Below are 24,665 nucleotides of genomic sequence, written 5' to 3'. Positions count from 1 at the left end.
ATAAGAAAAATAAGTGGGGACTAAAACGAGTTTCTAGAGGAGTTCCTAAAAAATAATAAAGAGAAAACTTCTAAGTATGAAGTTTTCTCTTTATTATTTTTTTTGGTTATTTATTGAATTACTTCTAGCATAACGTCTTTTTGATCATCCGTAACATTGCCTGCGTAGTTAGGAGTGATTAAAGATATCGAACCATTTTTATTGTTGAATAAGTATAAAGTACCCGATCTATTTTGTTCATCGTTTGAAGAAATATTAGTTCCTAAAATTAATTCTGTATTTACTTTAACGGTGCGAATACTGTTATCGCCCGCCGAAAATATTCTAATCTCTTTTGTAGGAATTGTATTTATAGATAGCTCATATTTATTAATGGCTTCTTTCACTTGACCATTTTCAGTCCCAAACAATTTAGTTCGGAAGGTAGCAGTTGGTGTTGAATTTAAGTTCTCTAACGTAATTGAAGTTGGCACATTCATTCCTTTAAAATTAAATACGAGTGGATTGTTTAAACTACTAAGATCGACAGCATAAGGTGTTGCTTCTAAAGAATTTGTTTCTCCGACATTTGTAGATACTTCATTTTTCGACTTTGACGAAGTTTGAGTGGTGCTGGCACTTTCTGAAGTTTCTTTTAGTTTATTATTAGAGCTTGTTTCTGTGCTAGAACTGTAATGATTAGTACTGCTTTTTATTGATGTTGTATGATTGGTAGAATTTTCTTGTTTTTTAGGTTCATTCGCTTTCTGAGAACTACAACCTGTTAAAAAAATAACTAAAATAACACAAACTAATTTTTTCATACTATTCCTCCTATAGACGCTATAACTAATTTTATCTTACTTGTTAATATAACAAAAGAAATAATTATTTTATTTTCACGAATGCTCAAATTGTTTAAATCTGTAGTTTTTATACTCATTTTTGTTGCATTTGCAACAAAAATGAGTTAAAGTAATGACAATCATAAAATATTAGCGAAAGGAAGTGTCCTAGTGACAGATATTTTAAGAGAAATTGGCATGATTGCGCGGGCCTTAGATTCAATCAGTAATATTGAATTTAAGGAATTATCTTTAACACGAGGACAATATCTTTATTTGGTCAGGGTCTGTGAAAATCCTGGAATTATCCAAGAAAAGATCGCCGAACTGATTAAAGTTGATCGAACCACAGCGGCGCGGGCGATTAAGCGTTTGGAAGAACAAGGCTTTATTTATCGTCAAGAAGATGCAAGCAACAAAAAAATTAAGCGGATTTATGCCACAGAAAAAGGGAAAAACGTTTATCCAATCATTGTGCGCGAAAATCAACACTCGAATCAAGTTGCTTTACAAGGCTTGTCAGAAGTGGAAATTTCACAATTGGCAGAGTACTTAGTCCGGATGCGTAAAAATGTCAGCGAAGATTGGGAATTTGTCAAAAAAGGGAACACTCGAAATTATTAAGGAAAGGACGACTGATTGATGGGAGAAATAAAACAATTAACAATAGAAGATGCACCAGCGTTACAAGAAATCAGCATTGAAACTTATACAGATACTTTTGGACCGTACAATACGCCAGAAAATATGCAAGCCTATTTAGTAGAAGCCTACAATTTAGAAAAATTACAAAAGGAATTGGCTAATCCCTACTCTGACTTTTATTTTATCTTGGTCGATAATCAATTGGCTGGCTACATGAAATTAAATCGTGAGACGGCACAAACGGAACCGATGGGGTCAGAAAAGCTCGAGGTTGAGCGATTGTATATTTTACCTGCGTTTAAAGGAAAGAAGCTGGGAACACAGTTGTTAGAACTGGCGGAAGAGAAAGCTCGTGAATTTAGTAAAAACGCACTGTGGCTTGGTGTCTGGGAACACAATGATGCGGCGCGGTCATTTTATAAAACGATTGGCTACCGCTATTACAGTCAACATTCATTTTTTATGGGAGACGATGAACAGACGGATTTTATTTTGTTAAAGGAATTATAGCAAGAAAATTTAGAAACAAAGATTTCTGATAAAATCAGAAATCTTTGTTTATTTTTTTGATTAAAATTAAGCATTTTTTTATTTTCAAAATGTTATTTTTTAAAACGTAAAAATTGAAAAAGAAGATTTTGAATCTGTGAAAAGTTGTCGATCTTGTGAGAAAACTCTTTTGTCAGTGTCTTTTTTCAGGATGGGTCTCTTCCTGAAAATCCACTTCAGTTTATCTGTTTTGTGTGTGTTTGATTAAAAAATGTTGTGTTGGATTTCATTTAAATGTATAATTTATTTATGTCATTTTTAATAATAAGCGTATTTTAGCATTGAAAAAGAGAAGTTGTACATAATATGTGAATAAAAAGATTTGTTTCTTATTTTCTAGAGTGAGAGGGCGATATAAAAAAGGTTGCTATTTTTTCGTTCAAAGTGAACAAAGAATCGTTTGTTATTTAGTTGGGGTAACTAATGATTCTTGTTATAAAAAGCGCTTACAATTCGTGTAATGAGAGTAGTACGCATGTTTGTGCAAAAGTGACAAAAAAGAGAAGGCAGGGTGTTTTAATAGAAAAAATTTTTTAATAAAAAGGAGAGTTTGTCGTGGAGAAAAATGTGTCTCAAGTAACAGCTCAAGAAGAAACAGCGATGAAAGCACGTGGCTACAATGAGGATTTGTTGCCAAGTAGCCCGAAACAACGGACGATGGGCGCGCGCAATTTTTTTACATTATGGATGGGTTCGATTCATAATATCCCGAATTATGCAGCAGTGGGCGGCTTTATTTTCTTAGGTTTATCGCCGCTGCAAGTTATGTTGGCAGTTGTGTTAAGCTCATTCATTGTAGCAACTTTCATGAATTTGAATGGCGTGGCTGGCTCTAAATATGGCATTCCTTTTGCGATGCACTTACAGTCTACTTACGGCAGTCTCGGGGCAAAACTGCCAGGGTTCTTAAGAGGTTGTGTGGCCGCGATTGCTTGGTTTGGTCTTCAAACATTTACAGGCTCGCTCGCTTTATTAATTATTCTCGGGAAATTTTGGCCGAACTTTTTAGAAATTGGTGGATCATTCCAGTTTTTTGGTCTCAGGCTACCTGAATTAATGGCGTTTACTCTTTTCTGGCTCTTAAATGTGGCAATAGGTTTCGGTGGTAGCAAAATTTTGAACCGGTTTACCGCCATTTTAAGTCCGTTGATTTATGTCGTTATTATTGGATTAACGATTTGGGCCATTCGAGCTGGGGGCGGTTTAACACCAATTTTGTCCTATCAAGTTTCTGGTGCGATTCGTTCAGTCAATCCACTGGTGGCGTATCTGATTATTTTTAACTCGGTTGTGGCCGTTTGGTCAGCGCCTGGTGCGAGTGTGGCGGATTTTACTAAGAATGCGCGCTCGACGCGTGCTCAGGTTGTGGGGCAAACAGCAGGTTTAGTTGTTGGTTATGGGATTTTCGCTTTTTCCAGTGTGGTTATTCTGTTAGGTGGTTCGCTGTATTTTGGGATTCAAGAATGGAATATTTTAAACATTATTGATCGTTTAGATAATGTGGCGGTGGTGGTCTTAGCCATGTCGGTTTTCTTATTAACGACTATTTCAACGAATGCAACAGGGAACATCATTCCGGCAGGTTATCAATTGGCAGCACTGTTTCCTAAAAAAATGACGTATAAAAAAGGCGTCATGATTGCCAGTGTTATTAGCTTTCTTATTATGCCTTGGAAACTGATGGAAAACGCCGATAGTATTTTTATTTTTCTGAACGCAATTGGGGCTGTTTTAGGACCAGTCGCTGGTGTGATGATTGCGAATTATTATTTTGTTCAAAAGCAACAAATTGACTTAAATGCTTTATACGTAGATAAACACAAAAAAGAGGAAGCCAATCCTTTTTACGGATTAAACAAGCCGGCATATGTCGCTACTATTCTGGCGTTGGCTCTTTCCTTAAGTGGTCAATTTATTCCACAGGTTAAAATCATTGCTGATATTTCGTGGTTTGTGGGCTTTGCCACAGGTTTTGTGCTGTACTTAATGTTAAAAAAATGGACTTGGGATTCAAAAAAAGTGAAAGAAACAGCTTATCAGGAGGGAAAATAAATGCAAGCAGAGTTAGTGATTAAAAACGGGTTAGTTATTTTAGAAACTGGAGAAGTCATTACGGATGTCGCCGTTCAAGGAGGAAAAATCGTAGCGATTGGGCAAGACTTGTCAGGAGAACGTGTGATTGATGCGACGGGTTTAGTCGTTAGTCCTGGGATGGTGGATGCCCATGTTCATATTACCGATCCTGGTGGTGGTTACCGCGATGAATGGGAAGGGTATGTCACAGGAACGGCCGCTTGTGCCAAAGGGGGCGTGACGACCTTTATGGAAATGCCTTTAAATCAGATTCCAGCAACCGTGGATAAGACCTCTCTTGAGATCAAATACAAGGCAGGAGAAAATAAACTAAAAGTAGATGTAGGGTCATTTGGCGGCGTGGTCCCGACCAACTTGGCTGGCGGGATTCAGGAACTTGATGAAGGAGGCGTTTCCGGCTATAAATGCTTTTTAGGAACGTGCGGCGATCGTTCAATTGAAGGAGATTTTCAAAATGTCGACGATTATTCACTATATGAAGGAATGAAACAAGTCGCCAAAACTGGCAAAGTGCTAGCAATCCATGCAGAAAATGCGCCAATTACGGATAAATTAGGCGCGTTAGCTTATCAAAATGGCGAAACGACTTTAGCGGCATATGTAGCTACACGTCCTGTGTTTACCGAAGTTGAAGCGATTCAAAAAGCCATTTTATTTGCCAAAGAAACAGGTTGTCGGATTCATATTTGTCATGTGGCTTGTCAAGAAGGTGTGGAAGAAGTTTTAAAAGCCCAAGCAGAAGGGGTAGATGTGACTTGTGAAACATGTACGCATTATTTATATTTTACCACGGATGAACTTGATGCCATTGGTCCAGTTGTCAAATGTTCGCCGCCGATTCGTGACGCGGACCAACAAGCCGCCTTATGGAACCACGTGCAAACAGGCGGAATCGCGTTTGTAACCTCTGACCATTCTCCTTGTACGCCAGACTTAAAAGATACAACCAATGCTTTTGAAGCTTGGGGCGGCATTTCTGGTGTTCAAAATAACGTCGACGTGTTATTCGATGAAGCCGTCCAAAAACGTGGTTTATCCTTGAAACAATTCGCGGATATGATTGCAGCAAACCCAGCTGACCGTTATCACTTAGCACAAAAGGGCCGCATCAGCATTGGTAAGGATGCCGATTTTGTACTAATTAAACCTAATGCGCCGTATATCTTAAAAGCAGAAGATTTAGAATATCGAAATAAAATTAGTCCTTACATTGGTCGTGAAATTGGGGCCCAAGTGATTCAAACAATTTTAAGAGGCGAAACAATTTACGCACAAGAAACTGGGGTAACCGAAGCGTTTAACGGCGTATTTATCAAAAATTAAACATTTATTTTAGAAATGAAAAGGGACAGAAGCGTGATTGAATTAGCGCCTCTGTCCACGAGTTAGAGGATGTTCATTGGTTGTTTTGCACAAAAAAACGCTTAATTTTGTTCGATAAGTACAATGAAGATAATTAGGGAAACGTTTACAATCAGAGTGTAATCAGTCAGGAGGTTTTGTGATGGACTTGGAAAAAGTTTTAAAACAAAGAATCGAAGAGTTGTCAGCAATTGGGAGTGATCCTGCTGGAGGGATGACACGCTTACTTTATACAGATTCGTGGTTGGCAGCACAAAAGTATGTGCAAAGCCAAACTGAGGCGTTTGGACTGGAAACGCAATTTGACGAAGTCGGGAATCTGTTTTGTCGAGTGGCAGGAACGGAATTTCCTCAGGAAACGATTTTAACTGGGTCACATATCGACACAGTAGTTAATGGTGGGACCTTAGATGGTCAATATGGTGTCATTGCTTCCATGACGGCTGTTCAATATTTATTAGACAAATATGGGAAACCACGGCGTTCTTTAGAAGTGCTTTCCATGGCTGAAGAAGAAGGGAGTCGTTTTCCAACGGTTTTCTGGGGAAGCAAAAATGTCGTTGGTGAAGCCAAACGTGAAGAAGTAGTCGACATCTCTGATAACGAAGGCAAAAAGTTTGTTGATGAGATGCATCGCCAAGGCTTTGATTTTCGGCAAGAGCAAACTAGACGTGAGGACATTGAAGCATTTGTCGAAATTCATATTGAACAAGGCAATATTTTAGAGAACGAAAAGCTCCAAGTCGGTGTTGTTCATAGTATTGTAGGGCAACGTCGCTACACGGTTAACTTAAAAGGGCAAGCCAATCATGCAGGCACTACGCCAATGAGTTACCGTCATGATGCGGTGTACGGCTTTGCTAAAATTTGTGCAGAAGCCATTGATCGTGCGAACGAAATTGGGGATCCGTTAGTTTTAACATTCGGCAAAGTCATCCCGAAACCCAATACAGTCAACGTGGTGCCTGGAGAAGTGGAATTTACAATTGACTGCCGTCATACCGACGCTGCTTTTTTACGACATTTTACCGGTGAATTAGAAGAACGGATGAAAACAATTGCTCAAGAATTAGGCTTGACGATTGCAATTGACCGTTGGATGGATGAAGCCCCTGTACCGATGAATCAAGCAATTGTAGAAGTTATTGAACAAAAAGCCAAAGAAGGCAAGTATCAGTATCGTATGATGCATAGTGGCGCTGGGCATGATTCGCAAATTATTGCGCCCCATTACCCGACAGCGATGATATTTGTGCCAAGTATTGGTGGGATTAGTCATAATCCAGCAGAAGCAACGGCATTTCCAGATTTGGTTGAAGGCGTCAAGCTTTTAGCAGATACCTTATATGAATTAGCGTATAAATAAGATAGAAAAGGAAGAATTGTGATGGGTTATAAAAATAATCGAGTTGGTTACCAAAAAGAATTGTTAACATCAAGAGCTGTGATAAAAAAAGACAATTACGCCATTATTCCCCATGATGGTTTGGTGCAAAATGCAGTACCTGGTTTTGAAAATGTCGATATTTCCATTTTGGGATCGCCTAAATTAGGTGCGACATTTGTGGACTACATTGCTACGTTTCATAAAAATGGTCAACAAACAACTGGTTTTGGTGGCGATGGGATCCAAACGTTGGTTTATGTCATTGACGGTCGTTTGCGCGTTTCAGATGGTCAAGAAACCCATGAGCTTGAAGCCGGGGGCTATGCCTACTTTACGCCTGAAATGAAAATGTATTTAGCGAATGCACAGGAAGCGGACACAGAAGTTTTCTTATATAAAAAACGCTATCAGCCGTTGGCAGGCCATCAACCTTATAAAGTGGTTGGGTCAATTCATGACCAACAACCCGAAGAATATGAAGGAATGACAGACGTTTTACTTTGGAGTTTATTGCCGAAAGAGTTTGACTTTGATATGAATATGCATATCTTATCTTTTGAACCAGGTGCTAGTCATGCCTACATTGAAACGCATGTCCAAGAGCATGGTGCGTATTTAATTAGTGGCCAAGGGATGTACAATTTGGACAATGAATGGTATCCAGTGGAAAAAGGGGACTATATTTTCATGAGTGCCTATGTGCCACAAGCAGCCTATGCGGTTGGCCGTGAAGAACCGCTAATGTACGTTTATTCCAAAGATGCCAATCGTGAACCAGAATTATAACGAAAAGCCGAATGAAAAGTAATGACCTCGGAACAATAGGATTTGAACACGCAGTGGTGAACGGTAGAGTCCTTTTTCTTGGTAGACGTTACTTTTATTCGGCTATTTTCCTGTTAATTATTTTTCTGAAAGTTCCAGCGCTACCCGTAAGAGTAAACTCGTCTCAGGCTCTTGAATAGAGGTACCTAATAATTTTTCACATTGATTCATGCGATATTTAATGGTGTTTCTGTGAAGGTAAAGAGCGTTAGCCGTTTTAGTAATTTCGCAATTGAAATCTAAAAAAACTTTCAAGGTTTTTCGTAATTCTTGTAACGTCGGTTCCGTCGGATAGGCCAACTCTTTCAATTGTTGCTGGCAAAAGTATTCAACATCTTCAGTGCCAATCTTTTCAAAAAGTCCAGCTAGGCCTTTGGGATGGAACAATTGCACAGTCGCTGGTTTTTGAGCGTGTAAAGAAGCCTCTAATGTCGAGGAAGCTTCAATATAAGAATTAGGCAAATCTTCTAGGTTTTCATAAGCATTGCCTAAAGCAAAGCGAATGGTAATAGGCAAAGCCTGTTGCAAACGTTCAGCGAGGTTTTGCAAAATCATCAAATGGTCATTTTTCTTAGATTGAAAAATCAAGATACTTTTATTTTGATTTTTTAATTTAAACAAGGCGACATCTGGCAGGATTTCCGGCAATTGTTCTTTGAGCCATTGGAAAATTAGTTGCCCTTCCGCTTGCTGATAACGAATATGGGTTTCATTTTCTGGTTTAGTCACACCGTAGACAATCGCTAATTGATAATAATCACTGTTGATTAAACGATAATTTTTCCAAAGTTCCAACCAATTTTGATGTTTACTCAGCGCTTCTTGATGTGTATCAAGCAAGCGGTCCAAAAAGTCTGTTTTGAGATGCTCAAAAGATTCAGCAATTTTCTGGTTTTTAAATAACATAAAAGTCAAAACTAAAATGGCCTGATCAATGGCAAATTCAGAAATAGGATAAGGAATCTGTTCAGGAGATAAGACCAATAAATAATAGGGAAAATAATCGTTCACACGAATTGGAAAGCCAGCTACTTGAATGTTTTCTTGTCGCTCATCCTGTAAACGAAAGATTTTCTTTTCTTGTGCCAATTGTTGAAAGTGGTCTTTTGATAATTGTTCGATGAAAAACTCCGCTGATTTTTGATTGCCATAAAAATAGTTCGAGTGAGCAATCACCTGTTGCCAAGGACTTAATAAAATAATTGGCGCATTTAAAATTTTCGCAAATTCAGCGATGAAACGCGTAGCATCAACATCTTGCATTAATAATGTTGAAAAACGCTTTTGGATGTCAAATGCCACAGACATCTGTTCAGTTTTGCTATCACGAAGATATCCTACAATTTCATGCAACAACCCGCCTAGTGGCTGTGTGCTAGGAATTTTAATCAGGGGCAAATCAACGGCACTGGCATAGGCAACAATTTCTGGTGAAATTTCGTCAAGGAACCGCCCAACTTTGATTCCTAAAGCCGTACACTCTGCTTGTTTTAGCGAGTCAATAAAAGGTTTCAATTTTTCTTGATCATCTTTATAAATCATTGCCGTTGTTAAAATCATGACATTTTTAGGGATAAAATCAGCCACATCAGGTGTTTCCGTGATTTCTACACTTTCCAAGGGCTGCGTTAAGTTTGAGTGAGACGATAATAATTGTAAGTCAGAAAATCTTGGTAAAGCCAAGACCTCAGCTAATATTTTCATCACAACAACCTCCTTTTTTTATAGTATAGCGAAGAATAAAAAGGAGTACAAAAGATAGTTATTGAATATGTCTAAAAAACAAAGTCAAAATAGTGCAAATTGAACAATGAATTTCTGGGTTTTTCCAAAGATAATAAAAGAGAAGAATTAAAAATGAAGTGAGGGATTACTATGTATCAACAACCAAATTTTGTACGGCGAACGATCATGACGCCGGGACCAGTCGAAGCGCATCCATCGGTACTTCGTCAAATGGGTCAACCAATTTTAGGGCAATTTGATCCAGAATTTCTACAGATTATGGACGAAGTTCGGGAAATGATTAAAGTACCTTTTGCCACAAAGAATCAACAAGCCTTTGCCATTGATGGCACGTCACGTTCAGGCTTGGAAGCGGGGTTATTTGCATTGATTGAGCCAGGCGACAAAGTGCTTGTGCCTGCGTATGGCCGGTTTGCTTATTTATTAGGTGAAATTTGCGAACGCGCCCGAGCCGAAGTTATTTATTTAGAAAAGGACTGGCTCGCACCGTTTGAACAAACAACGGTGATTGAAGCGATTAAAGAACATCAACCAAAAATTGTTGCGATGGTCCACGGCGAAACGGCGAATGCACAAATGCAACCACTGGATCAAATTGGCGCCTTTTGTCGGGAAAATGAAATTTTCTTTGTAGTAGATATGGTGGCGACTTACGGCGGTGTCGAAACAAAGGTCGATGATTGGAAGATTGATATTGCGGTAGCAGGCACTCAAAAATGTGTCAGTGTACCTTCAGGCCTTTCTTTGATTACTTACAACCAACGCGTGGCCGACTATCTGGCGGGCCGTTACCAAAAAGAGTTAGGACTTGGCGCGGATGCGCGGAATGAACGGTTCATTCAAAGTAACTACTTGGATTTATCGCAATTAGAAAAATATTGGGGACCAGAGCGCTTAAATCACCATACAGAAGCGACTACAATGATTTATGGGCTACATGAAGGGCTGCGCTTGTTACTTCAAGAAGGCATGGAAAATGTCTATGCACGCCATCGGAAAAACGATCGTATTTTAGTTGAAAGTCTGCAAAAAATGGGCTTAGAAATTTTCGGGAAGTTAGACACAAAAACACCAACAGTCATTCCTGTGGTCATTCCAGAAGGAATTGATGGTGAAAAAGTGCGGAGCTTATTATTGGATCATTTTAAAGTTGAAATTGCCTCTTCCTTCGGTGATTTAAAAGGAAAAATTTGGCGGGTCGGTAATATGGGTTACAGCAGTCGCGAAGACAATGTGTTGCATTTCTTAAGTGCCTTTGAGACTGTATTGAAACACCAAGGCTATCAATTTGAAGGTGGTAGCGGTAGTACTCATGCATTGGCTGAGTATTTAAACTAAAAAAGAAGGTAGGACAAAGGTCACTACGTAAAAAAGCGTAGTGCTTTTGTTCCTTGTGAAACGTTAACCAAAAAAATGATTGGTGGAGGAAAAGAAAATGACAGACAAGACAAAAAGTTCGTTGGCTTATTGGAAAAAAATCGTTATTTTACTATGTATGGGCTGGGTAACAATCTGGATTTATCGTTCCGCGCTTTCTCCTGTTTATCCACAAATTCGTGCGTCTCTAAATGGTAACGCTTCCGATACGGCACTAGGGTCCATTTCTAGCTTTTATTTTCTCGGTTACGTAGTCATGCAGATTCCTGCAGGCTTCTTGGTAGACAAGATTGGGAAAAAACGTGTATTAATTCCAGGCTTTATCTTGTTTGCGCTGGCAGCGTTACTGATTGCCCAAGCCCAAACGATTGGAACAATTTACTTAGGTAGCTTATTGGCAGGCTTAGGATGTGGTTCTTTCTATGGCTCGGCTTACTCGTTGACGTCGCAAAACATTCCTCAAGCCAAAAAAAGTTTTGCAACAGCTATTGTCAACAGTGGTTCAGCCGTTGGTTCAGGTTTAGGGATGATTTTATCTAGTTATTTAGTAGCCCAAAAAGGATTGCCTTGGCAAGTGATGATGTACATTTCCGCCTTTATGATTATTTGTATGTTAGTGGCTTTTCAAGTGATTATTCGCAATCATAAAGAAGACATGGCCTTGATTCAGCCAACCGTTGTTGATGAAAAAGATAACGGAGCGGTAAAAGAAAAAGTGCCCTTTAAAAAACTGTTTGCGCCACATATGCTATTTGCGTATATTTTATATTTTGGCACTTGTTATGCATATTATATGATTGTGACTTGGTTACCTAATTTTTTAAGTACCGAACGTGGTTTCCAAGGAGCGGCAATTGGATTGTCCTCTTCGCTGGTCGCATTTGCCTCTATTCCAGGAGCGTTATTTTTTAGTCGGTTGGCGGATAAGTACATGCATAAAAAAGTTCAATTCATCGTTGTTTTAGAATTTTTAGCAACAGCCATGCTTTTGTTAACTGTACAAGTAAGTAATGCAACGTTGTTATTAATTGCTTTAATTATGTATGGGTTCTTAGGGAAATTAGCTGTAGAACCGATTATTATTTCTTGGCTAGGTGAAAATGCACCAAAAATTGGAATTGGCACTACTTTGGGTGTTTTTAACTTTTTCGGCATGATGTCATCTGTGATCGCCCCAGCTTTGACTGGAAAAATTTCAGACACAACGGGTTCGAAAGTCATGGGCTTTTATATCGCCGTCGTGATTTTACTAATTGGCACGATTCTTTTTATGCTTGTTAATTTAAAAAAACGCGGGGCAGATTCGTCTAATAAATAAAAAAACAACGCAAACTTATCTTTCGCTGAATAAGTTTGCGTTATTTTACTTTTTGACAATCATATTAATTGCTTGTGCTAATCGCTCTTCTTGTTCTTTAGGATCTTTTTCAGGATTTTCAAAGCAATGCTTTAAATTTTCCGCAACAATCATCCCCATTACGCGATCAATACTAGAACGGACCGCACTCAACTGAGTGATAACATCGATACATTCTTTTTCTTCATCAATCATTTTTTGAATCCCGCGAATTTGACCTTCTGTGCGGCGTAAACGATTCAGCACTTTCTTTTTTTCTTCAGTCATTTTGCCCCTCCTTAAGAGTAGTGATTGGTTTAAAATATACCTACACGAGGTATTTTTGTCAACTATCTTTTCTTTGAATCTAAAAATGGCAGAAATCTCTTCAGTTGACAAGTCTAACTTTTTCATGTTAAATATACCCCGTAAGGTATATAAGAGAAGGAGAACAAAATGTTATTTCAATTGTTTAAAAAAACGCCAAGTATTTCAGCAAAGGAATTGCAGTCACGTTTATCTAAAGAGATAACGTTATTAGATGTCCGAACACCTAGCGAATACCGCGCAGGGCATATTCCACAAGCGATTAATGTCCCACTTAACAAAATTCCCGCCTACAACAAATCCGCTAACGAAGTCTATGTGATTTGCCAGTCCGGCATGCGCAGCAAAAATGCGGCCAAAATTTTAGCGAGAAAAAACTATCACGTGATTAACGTTCGTGGCGGGATGTCCCAATGGTCTGGTCAAATTAAAGGAGGAAAATAAATGAAAATTGTAATTATCGGAGGCGTAGCTGGTGGCATGTCAGCAGCGACACGTTTACGTCGCTTAATGGAAGATGCTGAAATTGTTGTCATGGAAAAAGGCCCTTTTGTTTCATTTGCAAACTGTGGTTTGCCTTACTACGTTTCTGGCGAAATCGCAGAAAGAGAGCAACTGCTTGTTCAAACACCCGAAGCGTTAAAGGCACGGTTTAATTTAGATGTTCGTCCTCACCATGAAGTCGTGGCGATTGATCCAATAGAAAAAGTGATCACAGTGAAACATGAAACAGAAATTTTAACAGAACACTATGACAAATTGATTTTATCACCAGGGGCGAAACCTTTTGTGCCACCAATTACAGGATTGGCAGAAGCCAAAAATGTTTTTTCATTAAGAAATGTTCCTGATTTAGATCAAATTATGACAGCCTTGACACCAGAAACAAAACGAGCCGTCGTGATTGGCGCAGGCTTCATTGGCTTGGAAATGGCAGAAAACTTGCAAAAACGCGGATTAGAAGTCACTCTCGTGGAAAAGGCACCCCATGTTTTACCGCCATTAGACGAAGAAATGGCCGCTTTTGTCAAAGCTGAATTAAGCAAAAACAATGTTCAAGTAATTACGGGACAATCTGCGGTTGCTTTTGAAGAAGAAGGGCAAGTGATTCGCTTAGAAGACGGTCAAACATTAGCTTCTGATTTAACCATTTTGTCGGTGGGGGTCCAACCAGAAAATACCTTAGCAGTTGAAGCAGGTGTAGCAACTGGTTTACGTGGCGGTATTGTTGTTGATGAACACTATCAAACGAATCAACCCGATATTTATGCGGTTGGGGATGCTATTGTAGTGAAACAACAAATCACTCAAGAAGATGCGCTGATTTCTTTAGCTTCTCCTGCCAATCGCCAAGGACGTCAAGTAGCGGATGTGATTGCTGGGTTAGAGAGAAAAAATCAAGGAAGCATTGGGACCGCCATTGTGCGAGTCTTTGATTTAACCGCTGCTTCAACTGGTTTAAGCGAACGGGCTGCTAAAGCTGCTGGACTAACAACAGCTGTTGTGCATATCAGTGGAAAAGACCATGCGGGGTATTATCCTGGCGCAACAGATCTTCAGTTAAAATTAATTTTCCATCCTACGACAGGGGAAATTTATGGCGCACAAGGAATTGGGGCAAAGGGCGTAGATAAGCGGATTGATATTCTTGCGACCGCTATTAAAGGACAGTTAACTATTTTTGATTTGCCTGAATTAGAGTTTACCTATGCTCCGCCGTTTGGTTCAGCGAAAGATCCTGTGAACATGTTAGGCTATGCAGCGATGAACCTTGTAGAAGGATTGAGTGAAAACGTTCAATGGTATGAGTTATCCAACGAATTAGCTAAGGGGGCTGTTTTATTAGATGTCCGTAATCCCGCCGAACGAGCCAATGGTCAATTTAAAAATGCTGTGTCTATTCCTTTAAATGAGTTAAGAGAACGTTTGGAGGAATTAGACAAGTCAACGGAGTACATTGTTAGTTGTCACAGCGGTTTGCGTAGTTATATCGCAGAACGGATGCTAAAACAAGCGGGCATATCAGCCAAAAATTTAGATGGTGCTTTTGCGCTATATAGAATGGTAAAACCGGAGGAACTAGAAAATGTATAACACGATTGGCATGCCTGAATTTTATCAGGAAGCAAAACGAAAAAAATTACCGATTATTGATGTACGAGAAGAAATGGAATACCAACTGGGGCATGTCCCCCAGGCCATCAACTTACCTTTAAGTACTTTAACCGAAAATTATCAGCAATTAGATAAAAAACAACCCTATTATCTGATTTGTCAAATGGGATCGCGCTCCGCACAAGCATGTGCGTTTCTCAGTCAACAAGGGTATCAAGTAACCAATGTTCTAGGTGGTACATCTGGCTGGTTGGGCCAATTAGAACAATAAAATAACAAAAAACGTTTATCCTTTTACACAGGATAAACGTTTTTTTGTTAGATAAAGATGTGTCAAAACTGTAAGAGGAATGATAGGAAGATGAAGGGACCAGTTTTTTTATTCATTATATACTAAATAAAATGACAAACTCGTCAACAGAAATCAAGGAGGAACAAATAAATGAAAAAGTCAGGCCAGAAGAAGCGAAATAAAAAAGTGTGGTTCGGTATTGGTGCCGCAGTGGTCGTCGTCGGATTTATCGGAGCAAAAACAGTTTTTTCTTCAAAAGAAGTTGAACCTGAATACACAACGTATACCATTACAGAAATGGCCTCATTAAAATTAGATGGTCAAGTGAGTTTTCTAGATACTCGGGATATTTTCTTTGATCCTTCTTTAGGAAAAATTGCCGAAATAAATGTTGAAAATGGTAAAGAAGTCAAGAAAGATAGTCCATTGTTAACGTACAATAACTCAGACATCCAAGCCACAGAAACAGAACAAGCGAATGCTGTTAATCGAAACAATCTTCAAGTCCAACAAGCACAAGAGAACGTTAACTTAGCCACTCAAAAATACAATGAAGCCTTAAACAAAGTTGCTGCAGCCAAGCAAAAATTAAACACCGCAAAAGAGGCTGAAGAGAAAGAAACACTAAATGCGGAAATTCAGCAATTGAATGAAGCTGTTAGTGCTGCGAATAGTGAAGTCGCCCAAGCTAACCAAGCCCTTCAATTAGCCAACAGTGATGCCGTCGGAGCAGCAAACACGCTTGAACAAACACGTGGCAAAGTCAACACAGTTGTTACAGCACCAATTGATGGTCAAGTCACTGTTGATGCTAGTGCCATGAGTAGTACTGACAAACCAGTCATTAAAATTGCAACACAAAAGAAAAATATTCAAGGAAAAGTAACCGAGTATGATTACGATAAATTACAGACAGGGGAAGAAGTAACAGTGACGACCGTTGGTTCAGGCAAAACAGCGCCAGGCAAAATTGTTTCCATTGCGCAAACCCCAATAGCTAAAAATGAAGGCAATCCAGTAGTGAGTTATCAATTTACAGTAGAAGGTGATTTTCCTTGGGCAGAAGGCTTGTCTACTAGCATCGCTGTGCCGCAAAAGCAAATGATTATACCGACAGCAGCAATCCAAAAAGAAGGCGGAAAAGAATTTGTCTACGTTTACAAAGCGGGCAAAGCGAAAAAAACACCGATTGAAACAGAAACAAATTTAGGACGTAAAGTTGTCAAAAGTGGCTTGAACTGGAAAGACCAAGTGATTGCCAATCCCAATAAAGAATTGAAAGATAATCAAGATGTTCAGGTAGCTGCCAATGATTAAGCTAGCCCATATTCATAAATATTATTATTCCGAAGAAGAAACACTGCATGTGTTAGATGATATTAACCTCCAAGTAGACGCTGGAGAATTTTTAGCGATTATGGGTCCTTCTGGTTCTGGGAAATCGACTTTGATTAATTTGCTAGGCTTTATTGATAAAAAGTTTGAAGGAACGTATTTATTTGAAGACCGTGAAATTGGCGACTTTTCTGATAAGGAACTATCCCGAATTAGAAATGAAGCAGTCGGCTTTGTCTTTCAGAATTTTAGTTTAATTGAAACACTAACAGTTGAAGAAAACATTGAATTGCCTCTTTTATATAGTGGGTTAACCCCAAAAGAAGCCAAAGATCGTGTCCACGAAGTTCTGACAAAAGTCGGCTTGCCAGATAAAGGCAAGAAGCATCCAAAACAACTTTCGGGCGGACAACAACAACGTGTTGCCATTGCGCGTGCGATTGTCAATCGGCCAAGTTTTATTATTGCAGATGAACCAACTGGGGCTTTAGATAGTAAAACATCGGAAGAAATTTTAACGCTCTTTCAGCAATTAAACAATGAAGGTGTCACCATTATTTTAGTGACACATGATGAAGAAACAATTGAATACTGCAATCGTTTGATTAAAGTTCGTGATGGAAAGATTTTAGAGGAGGTGCTGACATGAAACGTTCAATTATTTGGAAAACCGCCTTCCGTTCCATTTTGAAAAATAAGCGACGCAGCTTGTTAACGATGCTAGGGATTGTCATCGGGATCGCTTCGGTGATTACCATCGTGGCTATCGGTAACGGCTTTAAAGAAGACATGGTCGATAAATTATCTGCTGAAAAACAAAAAGAAAATGTGAAAAAGATTTCTTTTTCGGCCTACAACACTTCGGATATGTTTAGTGACCAAGCGATGTTTACCGACAATGATTTAGGGGTCGTGCGCATGGTTCCTGGCGTAGAAAAAATTGATTTTGATCAAAGAGAAGTTGATGGCGCCCAAAAAGGTACACTGAATTTTCAAGCAGGACCGAAAAATCTTTCCGTAACCTATGAACTTGCCGACAAAACCACCAAAGAATTGTTGGCGGGACGCCAACTGAATGATGGAGACAATGCAAAACTGGATAAAACAGTGGTGGTGGATGAACTGGTTGCCAAAGAACTCTACCAAGACCCGACTGCAGCAGTTAATCGAACTTTTCCATATAAAGATCAACTTTTTACCATTGTTGGCGTGACAACCAATACCAGCGGTGCCATTGGTCCAGGTAATGATGACTCATTGCTTTATTTTCCCAAAAAGACCTATGAACATTATTTCGGCAAGCTAAAAGATACATCTACGTTGAAGCTAACAGTAGCACCTGGCTACCAACCAGATCAAGTATTGAAAGAAACAATAAAAACTCTCTCTCAACAAGGAACCATGAAAAACAGCGGGACGTATCAAGAATATAATGTTAAAGATACCATCAAAGAAATGGGCTCTTTATTAAATAATTTAACCTTGTTTATTTCCGCAATTGCGGCCATTTCACTGGTAATTGCTGGGGTCGGCGTTATGAATATGATGTACATTTCGGTCTCAGAACGGATTAAGGAAATTGGTATCCGACGTGCATTGGGCGGGACAGCCAGTGATATTAAAAAGCAATTCTTAACAGAAGGGATTGCCTTGACCTTAATCGGCGGAATTACTGGTTATCTTTTAGGAATGATTATTGCCTACTTAGCCTCAATGGCATTACCGTTTTCTGTTCGTCCAGATTTAATGACGGTTACATTAGCCATCGGGATTTCTGTCTTTATCGGGGTTGTATTTAGCTATTTCCCTGCCTCGGCCGCTTCAAAAAAAGACTTAATCGATATTATGAAATAAATATAAATAGCAAAGAAACAGCCACTTTTGGCTGTTTTTTTTAGTGAAAGCAGAAAAAAATCCAAAGATTTCAAGAGAAAATAGCTAACAAACGTCAAAAGGTTGGTAGCTAATGTTAACCTTTTGACGTTTGTTAGCTAAATAAAAAAAGAAAAAATTGAAAAAATAGCACGTTGAGGATTAAATAACAAATATTTTTTAAATAAGACTATTGGAAAGACTTTATAAATCAGGGATTATAGGAATGACTGTTAATGACTGATTTGCTTGTAAATTTCTAAATTTTAATTCGAAAAATTTCCAGTATACTAAATATATCAAAACAAAACACGAAAATTGAGAAAATTTTGAATCAAAAAAGAATTAAGGAGGAATCAAGAATGAAAATAATGGTCATCACAAAAAATATCTTAGCAGAAACTGCTTTTCAAAATCGCTTACAGCATTTAGACCACCAAGTTTTTTGCACGACGTGTCTGATTGGTGAAATTAAGGAAAGTCATTTGTTTTATCGGAAATTTGATGCCATCATTCTCAGCGAAACGATTCCTCGCAAAGAACAATATTTATATCTAAAGGAATTAGCCAGAGTTAAAACGCCGTTGTTTCTTCGTTCCGAAGACATTCCTACCTCGGAAGAATTGAACATTAGCTATCAATATGGCATTCTCAATTGGCTACGATTGGATGCGACTTTGGATACATTAAGAGAAAATCTCCTTTTGGCAGAATTAAATAAACCCATCCAACGAGAAGATGAAAAGTTAGATGTAGAGGGGATAAAGCTAACAGCTACAGAACGTGCACTACTCGCTATCTTGTATAGTACGCCGAAAGAACACTTACCAATGGAGCGCCTGTGTAAATTAATATATGACACAGAAGAAACAGCCAATAATCGAAAAAAAATGACCAAGCAGCTGACAAAATTAAATAAAAAAATTCAAGTAGGGGGCTTTAAAAAACAAGGTATCCAAAATACACGGTATAAAGGCTACAAACTGCATCCGCAGTTGCTTCCTTACATTGGCGAATTATTTACTTAAAATAGAGAAGCACTTGACGAATGAAAATCACCATCACAGGATGACCCCTAAAAACCATGCTATACTAATAAGGAATAGTATAGGAGGTGGGTCTGTATGAAAGACGGACTATATTGGGTACAACAATTAAAAGAACAGAAAGTAAGTCACACAGAACTCTTAAAGGATATTGAGAAAAAAGTCCAAAAGTTAAATCCAAAGCTCAATGGCTTTGTAACCTTTGACAGCCAAGAAGCAGAAGTAACTTATCAAAAAAATGAACAGCAGGACACACTATTTGCTGGTTTGCCATTTCCTTTGAAAATGTTAGGCCAAGAAAAAGCGGGGTGGTCAGCAACGGCCGGCTCGCAACTTTTTAAAAATAGTACTGCAACAACGACCTCTAACTTTGTCAAAAAAGCTGAAACGATTGGTTTGATGCCCTTAGGACAAACCAACGCCCCAGAGTTTGGCTTTAAAAATATTACGGATCCTGCGCTTTACGGGCCAGCCCGCAATCCTTGGAACCTGGAACATTCGCCAGGCGGTTCCAGTGGCGGCGCTGCCGCAGTTGTCGCTAGCGGGATTGTTCCTATCGCCGGCGCTAGTGATGGCGGTGGCTCCATCCGAATTCCCGCCTCTTTTAGTGGCTTAATTGGCTTAAAACCTAGCCGTGGCTCCATGCCTGTCGGCCCAGAAGGCTGGCGAGGCTGGCAAGGTGCCTCGATTGACTTTGCGTTGACTATTTCTATGAGAGACACCAAAGCGTTATTTTATGGCCTACGTGGTAGCCACAGTGGCGCCCCATACCAAGCACCCTTGGCAGAATGGCAAACACACCCTAAAAAACAACGGCTAAAAATTGCTCTGTGTACCGCTTCGCCTATCGGCTCAATGATTTCGCCAGAAGCAACACAAGCGGCGAAACAAGCGGCTGATTTTCTGGCAGCCGCTGGCCATGAAATCATTGAGATTCCTTATCCAGTCGATGGTGCAGCGCTGATTCGCTCCTATTATCAAATGAACGGCGCAGAAACTACAGCGATGATGAACAGCATTCAACAGGGGCTCGGGCGCCCAATTCGCAAAGAAGAAATCGAACCTTTTTCATGGACCATGCATCAATTTGGCCAAAAGATTCCAGCAGCCACCTATGTTCATTCATTACAGTTATGGGATCAAGCAGCAGTAACGATGGAAGAACTTTTTCAAAAATTTGATCTGTTTTTATCACCAACAACGGCTTTTTCAGCACCAAAAATTAACGAAGATTTGCAAAGTGAGCACATTCGTCAACGAATGGAACAGGCAGCTGAATTAACAGAAGCAGAATTAGCTGAATTAATCTATGATTATTTTGATAAAAGTTTACAGCTAACACCGTATACTCAACTAGCGAACTTGACAGGACAACCAGCCATCAGCTTGCCCACACATGTGACGGCAACGGGGTTACCCTTAGGCATTCAATTGCTGGCTGCTCGTGGACGTGAAGATCTCTTATTCCAAGTAGGCGAACAGTTTGAGCAAGAAGGTAAATTTAAATTACCAGAAAGTTACCGCTAAATAGGGTGTTATTGTGACCAAATTTCAGATAAAATAGACACAAGACAAAAAACTGAGGTGGAAAAATGCTGTACGTAGTGAGACATGGTGAAACAGATTATAATGTGGCCCGTAGAATTTGTGGTCATGCGGAAGCGCAATTGACCGAAAAAGGCTATCAACAAGCGGAATTGGTAGCTGAAAAAATTGCCAAACAAGGAATTCAAATCGACCGTTTACTGGCGTCGCCTTTAAAACGGGCGCAAGAAACAGCACGTAAAATTGCGGAACGAAATCAATTGACGATTGAAACAGAACCTCGTTTAATTGAGATGAATTTTGGCATTTATGATGGTGAACCGATTGAAACAACGGCTTTCCAAGAAAATCGTTCTGAGATTTCCTTGCCGTTTCCAGAAGGGGAATCGGTCCTAGATGTTGCGGGTCGAATTTATCCCTTGATTGAGGAAGCCGTGGCTTCAGAGGAAACTTACCTATTTGTTTGCCACAATGCGGTCATGCGAGTCATTGATAACTACTTCAATGGTAAAAAAATCCAAGATTTCTTGGACTTTCATTGTGAAAATACACAACTTGTACAATACGGAGAATAAAAATCAAGTCTTTAATCTTTTGGTTAAAGACTTGATTTTTTTATGGTAAATAAGAAACCGCTTCCGTTTTAATGTATAATAAATTAACTTTTGGATCAAAAAAGAAATGGGGAAAAGACTATGAGAATTGATAATATTCATCAAGCGTTAAAACAGTTTCACGTACAAAATCCAAGTAGCAAAGCAACCTTGTTACCCGCAACGGCTTCGCAATTAAGTCAGGCCTCTGGCTATACCCGAACTGCTGTTAGTGAAGAGCTTTCAAAATTAGTGAGAAAAGACCAAGTCGTTAAAGTTAAATCTAGACCAGTGTTATTTTTTGATAAAGACTACTTAGAGGAACAGTTTCCTTTTTTTAAAAGTAGCACGTGCTACGATTCCCTCGCTTCGCTGCAAGAGGACATTTATCAACAGACAGAACAGATACATAAGAAAAAGCAACTACTGAAAATGAATCCATTTGCGAACGTAATTGGTTTTGATGGGAGCTTAGCAGACGCCATCAAGAAGTTGAAAGCCGCTATTTTATATCCGCCTAATGGCTTGAATATTTTACTTACTGGAGAATCTGGGGTGGGCAAAACCTTAATTGCAGAACAATTACACCAATTTTATCAAGTTAAAATGAACCAAGAAGTCCCGTTTATTTATTTTAATTGTGCAGAATATTTCAACAATCCAGAATTATTAACTTCGCATCTGTTTGGCTATAAAAAAGGCAGTTTCACTGGTGCCGTCAATGACCAAAAAGGCTTGGTGGAGTTGGCAGATGGCGGTTTTTTATTTTTAGATGAAGTCCATCGATTAACGAGCGAAGGCCAAGAAAAATTGTTTACAGTTTTGGATAAAGGGTATTTTACACGGATGGGCGAAGCCGAAAAACAAAGAAATGTATCGATAAAATTTATTTTTGCAACAACCGAAGCAGTCAATCAATATTTTTTGAAAACGTTTTTAAGAAGGATCCCTGTGACATTAGCCATTCCAGCTTTAGCCGAGCGCTCTTTGAAAGAAAAAATTCAATTGATTTTGTCCTTTTTCTTAGAAGAAAGTCAACGGATTCAAAAGAATATCCACATTCGTTATGAGGCGTTGAAACAATTAACGTTTACTCATTTTGAAGCCAACGTTGGTGAATTGAAAGCGGCGATTCAATTTATGAGCGCACAAGCCTATTTAGAAGTGTTCGACCAATTAACGGAAACTATTTGCATTGAAGCAAACGAGGGGACAGTCAAAGAGCAACCTGATGTAGAAAGTCTGCTGGCTTTTAATGAGTGGATACCTAACGATGGCCTCACGATTCAATACAACCATTTTTATTTAAGCAGTCAAGAGTTACTTAAATCAGAAAGTCTGAAAAATGATCGTTTTTATAATTTTCTATTGAAAGAATATGCGGATTTGAAAAAATTAACTCTTTCGACAGAGGATGCGCTAGCAATCATGCAAAACAAAGTCGAGCAACTTTATGATATGGATATTTTTGCTCAAGAACCGCTAGCCTTAGAGGCCATTGACGAAACATTGCAGCCAAAAATTCAAGAAGCCATTGTCTTTTTTGAACAATTAATCCAAGAAAAATTGACAGAGGATTTCCAGAATATTTTAATTGTCCACCTTTATTCTGCTGTTTTTTATTCTGCACAAATGAATGAAACATTTTATTCAGATACCAAAAATATCTATTCTGGCAAAGTAACCCAGTATCAAGCTGCTAAGACCATGGTGGACTTTCTACAAACGTTGTTTGGGATTTCTTTTGCTGATACGGAAATCCTCTTTTTTGATCTATTTATTCGTAAAGTCACAGCTAAAAAAAGAGCGCACTCAGTTGAAGAAAACTGTGGCGTTATCGTCGTTGCACATGGTGCCGCGACGGCCAGCAGCATGGTTGAGTACACCAACCTTCTGTTCTCAACAACTGTCATGCGTGCAGTTGATATGCCGATTAATCAATCAGTGGAAGAAACATTAGAAAAAGTCCGTACAATTGTAAAGCAAAATCAGTATAAAAAAATTATTTTGATGGTGGACATCGGTTCCCTGGTTTACTTTGGTAATGCTATCAGTCAAACGTTTCAAATGGAAGTGCTGCTAATTAGCAATATCAATCTCTTAACATTGCTAGAAGTGGCGCGAGAAGTCATTTATGAATCGACGGCGTTTGAGTATCTATTACCAGTCTTAAAAGAAAAAAATCATCGCGCCTTGATTTGCAGTAAAGGTCGCTTCAACGAGGCAAAAGTTCTCATTATTTCCTGTCTAACTGGCATGGGGACTGCTATTAAAATTGAACAGTTGTTACTAAAAACTTTTCCTAATGAATTACTAACGAATGTACGCATCATTACTTTAGAGAAAAGAGAAGTGGAAGACATTGATCGTTTGCATTCTTTTGTTCGGAAAGAAGAGAAAATCGTTGGCATCATTGGCACCGTAAAGACAGAAGTGCCAGATATTCCGTTTATTTCTTTACAAGATTTACTATCGAAGCGGGGCATTCAGCTAGTTTTCGAATTATTAGGCCATCATTTAGAAGAAAAACAAAACCAAGAGTTACTAAAGAAAGTTTCAGCTAAATACATTCAAGGATTATCAATCGAAGCTATTACAGACTTACTAACGGTTTTGAATCCTACAACCATTTCAATCGAATTAGCTAAGATTTATTCAGACATTTGCTTGCAAACCAAAATAAAAAGTGACGAAAAGATTTTACTTCGTTTTATCATTCATTGTGCCTGTATGTTAGAACGGCAATTATTGAATCCAGAATATGACCCAACAGCTTATGAAGTGTCATACCGAGAGTTGCCAGAAGCAGTATCTGTCATAAAAATGGCGTTTCGACCGCTTGAAGTGTCCTATAATTTGTTGATTCCACCTTTGGAAGTGCGCTATATTTATGAATTGCTCTTTGAAAAGGCTTAATTCAAACAGAAATGAAAGTTGGCACACTTATTGCTTTTAATAAAATGATTAATTAGCAAAGGAGTTTGTTTATGGAAAATGAACCAATTTTACTTTTAACACACAATGGTTGGGGCTTGGAATTAGTCAAAAGCGTCCAGATGATTGTTGGAGAAGTTACAAATGTACATGAAGTTGCATTACAAGCAGAGGATTCACTGGGGGATTATTTAGAACGAGTCACAGAAAAAATTGACCAATTAACGTGGCACAACCAGTTGCTAATTTTAACAGATGTTAAAGGCGGCACACCTAGTAATGTTGCATTACGTTTATCAAAAGATTATGACCTCCTGATTGTGTCCGGATTATGCACATCGTTATTATTAGAATCCGTCATGAAACAAAGTGGTCCTGGGTTTTGTTTACAAGATGCAGAGATGATTCAACAAGCAGCAGTAGACAGTTGTCAAATTTTAGAAATTCCAAAATAAGAAAGT

Annotated in this window: 22 protein-coding genes; 19 read left to right on the top strand and 3 right to left on the bottom strand. The window is 38.8% G+C overall.

Going from position 1 to position 24,665, the window contains the following annotated elements; all coding sequences use genetic code 11:
• Positions 1 to 110 precede the first annotated feature (110 nt).
• Entirely contained in the window at positions 111 to 803 is a 693-nt protein-coding gene (locus IGL07_RS12075) for a hypothetical protein (protein ID WP_010817661.1), read from the bottom strand.
• Between the two features lie 192 nt (positions 804 to 995).
• Between IGL07_RS12075 and sylA the strand changes: the two genes are divergently transcribed.
• From sylA to allE, 6 genes are all read left to right on the top strand, one after another.
• Positions 996 to 1,448, top strand: coding sequence for a transcriptional regulator SylA (gene sylA / locus IGL07_RS12070; protein ID WP_002383314.1), 453 nt, complete (start codon positions 996 to 998; stop codon positions 1,446 to 1,448).
• An 18-nt stretch (positions 1,449 to 1,466) separates the two neighbouring features.
• Positions 1,467 to 1,979 (top strand): GNAT family N-acetyltransferase, encoded by a 513-nt coding sequence (locus IGL07_RS12065; RefSeq protein WP_010817660.1) that lies wholly within the window; start codon positions 1,467 to 1,469, stop codon positions 1,977 to 1,979.
• Between the two features lie 594 nt (positions 1,980 to 2,573).
• The gene (gene allW / locus IGL07_RS12060) at positions 2,574 to 4,070 is read left to right on the top strand and encodes an allantoin permease (RefSeq protein ID WP_010817659.1); all 1,497 of its coding nucleotides are present in this window, start codon (positions 2,574 to 2,576) and stop codon (positions 4,068 to 4,070) included.
• Positions 4,071 to 5,435: an allantoinase AllB gene (gene allB / locus IGL07_RS12055; protein ID WP_002367359.1), complete on the top strand. Its 1,365-nt coding sequence runs from the start codon at positions 4,071 to 4,073 to the stop codon at positions 5,433 to 5,435.
• Positions 5,436 to 5,616: 181 nt separating this feature from the next.
• A complete protein-coding gene (gene allC / locus IGL07_RS12050; protein ID WP_002383320.1) occupies positions 5,617 to 6,840 on the top strand; it encodes an allantoate deiminase in 1,224 nt (407 codons plus the stop codon).
• A 21-nt stretch (positions 6,841 to 6,861) separates the two neighbouring features.
• Positions 6,862 to 7,647 (top strand): (S)-ureidoglycine aminohydrolase, encoded by a 786-nt coding sequence (allE, locus tag IGL07_RS12045; protein ID WP_002384779.1) that lies wholly within the window; start codon positions 6,862 to 6,864, stop codon positions 7,645 to 7,647.
• A gap of 117 nt (positions 7,648 to 7,764) precedes the next feature.
• Here allE and IGL07_RS12040 read toward each other — a convergent pair whose 3' ends face one another.
• Entirely contained in the window at positions 7,765 to 9,390 is a 1,626-nt protein-coding gene (locus IGL07_RS12040; RefSeq protein ID WP_002365289.1) for a PucR family transcriptional regulator, read from the bottom strand.
• A gap of 171 nt (positions 9,391 to 9,561) precedes the next feature.
• Between IGL07_RS12040 and IGL07_RS12035 the strand changes: the two genes are divergently transcribed.
• Together IGL07_RS12035 and IGL07_RS12030 are read left to right on the top strand one after the other, a co-directional pair.
• A complete protein-coding gene (locus IGL07_RS12035) occupies positions 9,562 to 10,770 on the top strand; it encodes a pyridoxal-phosphate-dependent aminotransferase family protein (RefSeq protein WP_002355061.1) in 1,209 nt (402 codons plus the stop codon).
• Between the two features lie 97 nt (positions 10,771 to 10,867).
• Entirely contained in the window at positions 10,868 to 12,127 is a 1,260-nt protein-coding gene (locus IGL07_RS12030) for an MFS transporter (protein ID WP_002368361.1), read from the top strand.
• 45 nt (positions 12,128 to 12,172) lie between these two features.
• Here the strand turns inward: IGL07_RS12030 and IGL07_RS12025 are convergent, their stop codons facing one another.
• Positions 12,173 to 12,433 carry a metal-sensitive transcriptional regulator gene (locus IGL07_RS12025; protein ID WP_002355063.1) on the bottom strand — a complete coding sequence of 87 codons (261 nt, stop codon included), beginning with the start codon at positions 12,431 to 12,433 and terminating at the stop codon, positions 12,173 to 12,175.
• Positions 12,434 to 12,601: 168 nt separating this feature from the next.
• On the opposite strand from IGL07_RS12025, the gene IGL07_RS12020 reads away from it, so the two are divergent.
• The 11 genes from IGL07_RS12020 (at position 12,602) to IGL07_RS11970 (ending at position 24,659) form a co-directional block, all read left to right on the top strand.
• Positions 12,602 to 12,916 (top strand): rhodanese-like domain-containing protein, encoded by a 315-nt coding sequence (locus tag IGL07_RS12020; RefSeq protein WP_002375669.1) that lies wholly within the window; start codon positions 12,602 to 12,604, stop codon positions 12,914 to 12,916.
• The gene (locus IGL07_RS12015; protein ID WP_010817657.1) at positions 12,917 to 14,566 is read left to right on the top strand and encodes an FAD-dependent oxidoreductase; all 1,650 of its coding nucleotides are present in this window, start codon (positions 12,917 to 12,919) and stop codon (positions 14,564 to 14,566) included.
• Positions 14,559 to 14,858 carry a rhodanese-like domain-containing protein gene (locus IGL07_RS12010; RefSeq protein ID WP_010712853.1) on the top strand — a complete coding sequence of 100 codons (300 nt, stop codon included), beginning with the start codon at positions 14,559 to 14,561 and terminating at the stop codon, positions 14,856 to 14,858. The genes IGL07_RS12015 and IGL07_RS12010 overlap by 8 nt, the downstream gene beginning before the upstream one ends.
• A 171-nt stretch (positions 14,859 to 15,029) precedes the next feature.
• Positions 15,030 to 16,196: an efflux RND transporter periplasmic adaptor subunit gene (locus IGL07_RS12005; protein WP_010817656.1), complete on the top strand. Its 1,167-nt coding sequence runs from the start codon at positions 15,030 to 15,032 to the stop codon at positions 16,194 to 16,196.
• Positions 16,189 to 16,863 carry an ABC transporter ATP-binding protein gene (locus IGL07_RS12000; protein ID WP_002365285.1) on the top strand — a complete coding sequence of 225 codons (675 nt, stop codon included), beginning with the start codon at positions 16,189 to 16,191 and terminating at the stop codon, positions 16,861 to 16,863. The genes IGL07_RS12005 and IGL07_RS12000 overlap by 8 nt, the downstream gene beginning before the upstream one ends.
• Positions 16,860 to 18,068: an ABC transporter permease gene (locus IGL07_RS11995; RefSeq protein ID WP_010817655.1), complete on the top strand. Its 1,209-nt coding sequence runs from the start codon at positions 16,860 to 16,862 to the stop codon at positions 18,066 to 18,068. The genes IGL07_RS12000 and IGL07_RS11995 overlap by 4 nt, the downstream gene beginning before the upstream one ends.
• Before the next feature lie 380 nt (positions 18,069 to 18,448).
• Entirely contained in the window at positions 18,449 to 19,114 is a 666-nt protein-coding gene (locus IGL07_RS11990) for a helix-turn-helix domain-containing protein (protein WP_010712851.1), read from the top strand.
• A 96-nt stretch (positions 19,115 to 19,210) separates the two neighbouring features.
• Complete coding sequence (locus tag IGL07_RS11985) at positions 19,211 to 20,659, top strand: amidase (RefSeq protein ID WP_010817654.1); 1,449 nt, start codon at positions 19,211 to 19,213, stop codon at positions 20,657 to 20,659.
• A 65-nt stretch (positions 20,660 to 20,724) separates the two neighbouring features.
• Positions 20,725 to 21,252 (top strand): histidine phosphatase family protein, encoded by a 528-nt coding sequence (locus IGL07_RS11980; protein WP_010712849.1) that lies wholly within the window; start codon positions 20,725 to 20,727, stop codon positions 21,250 to 21,252.
• A gap of 120 nt (positions 21,253 to 21,372) precedes the next feature.
• Positions 21,373 to 24,186, top strand: a complete 2,814-nt coding sequence (locus tag IGL07_RS11975) for a sigma 54-interacting transcriptional regulator (protein ID WP_010817653.1) — start codon at positions 21,373 to 21,375, stop codon at positions 24,184 to 24,186.
• A gap of 71 nt (positions 24,187 to 24,257) precedes the next feature.
• Positions 24,258 to 24,659 (top strand): PTS sugar transporter subunit IIA, encoded by a 402-nt coding sequence (locus tag IGL07_RS11970; RefSeq protein ID WP_010817652.1) that lies wholly within the window; start codon positions 24,258 to 24,260, stop codon positions 24,657 to 24,659.
• Positions 24,660 to 24,665: the final 6 nt, after the last annotated feature.

This window comes from Enterococcus sp. DIV1368f, assembly GCF_051712245.1.
GTDB classification, from domain to species: domain Bacteria; phylum Bacillota; class Bacilli; order Lactobacillales; family Enterococcaceae; genus Enterococcus; species Enterococcus faecalis.
The sequence above is the reverse complement of the archived record's forward strand: the minus strand, read 5'-3'. Positions and strand labels throughout refer to the sequence as shown.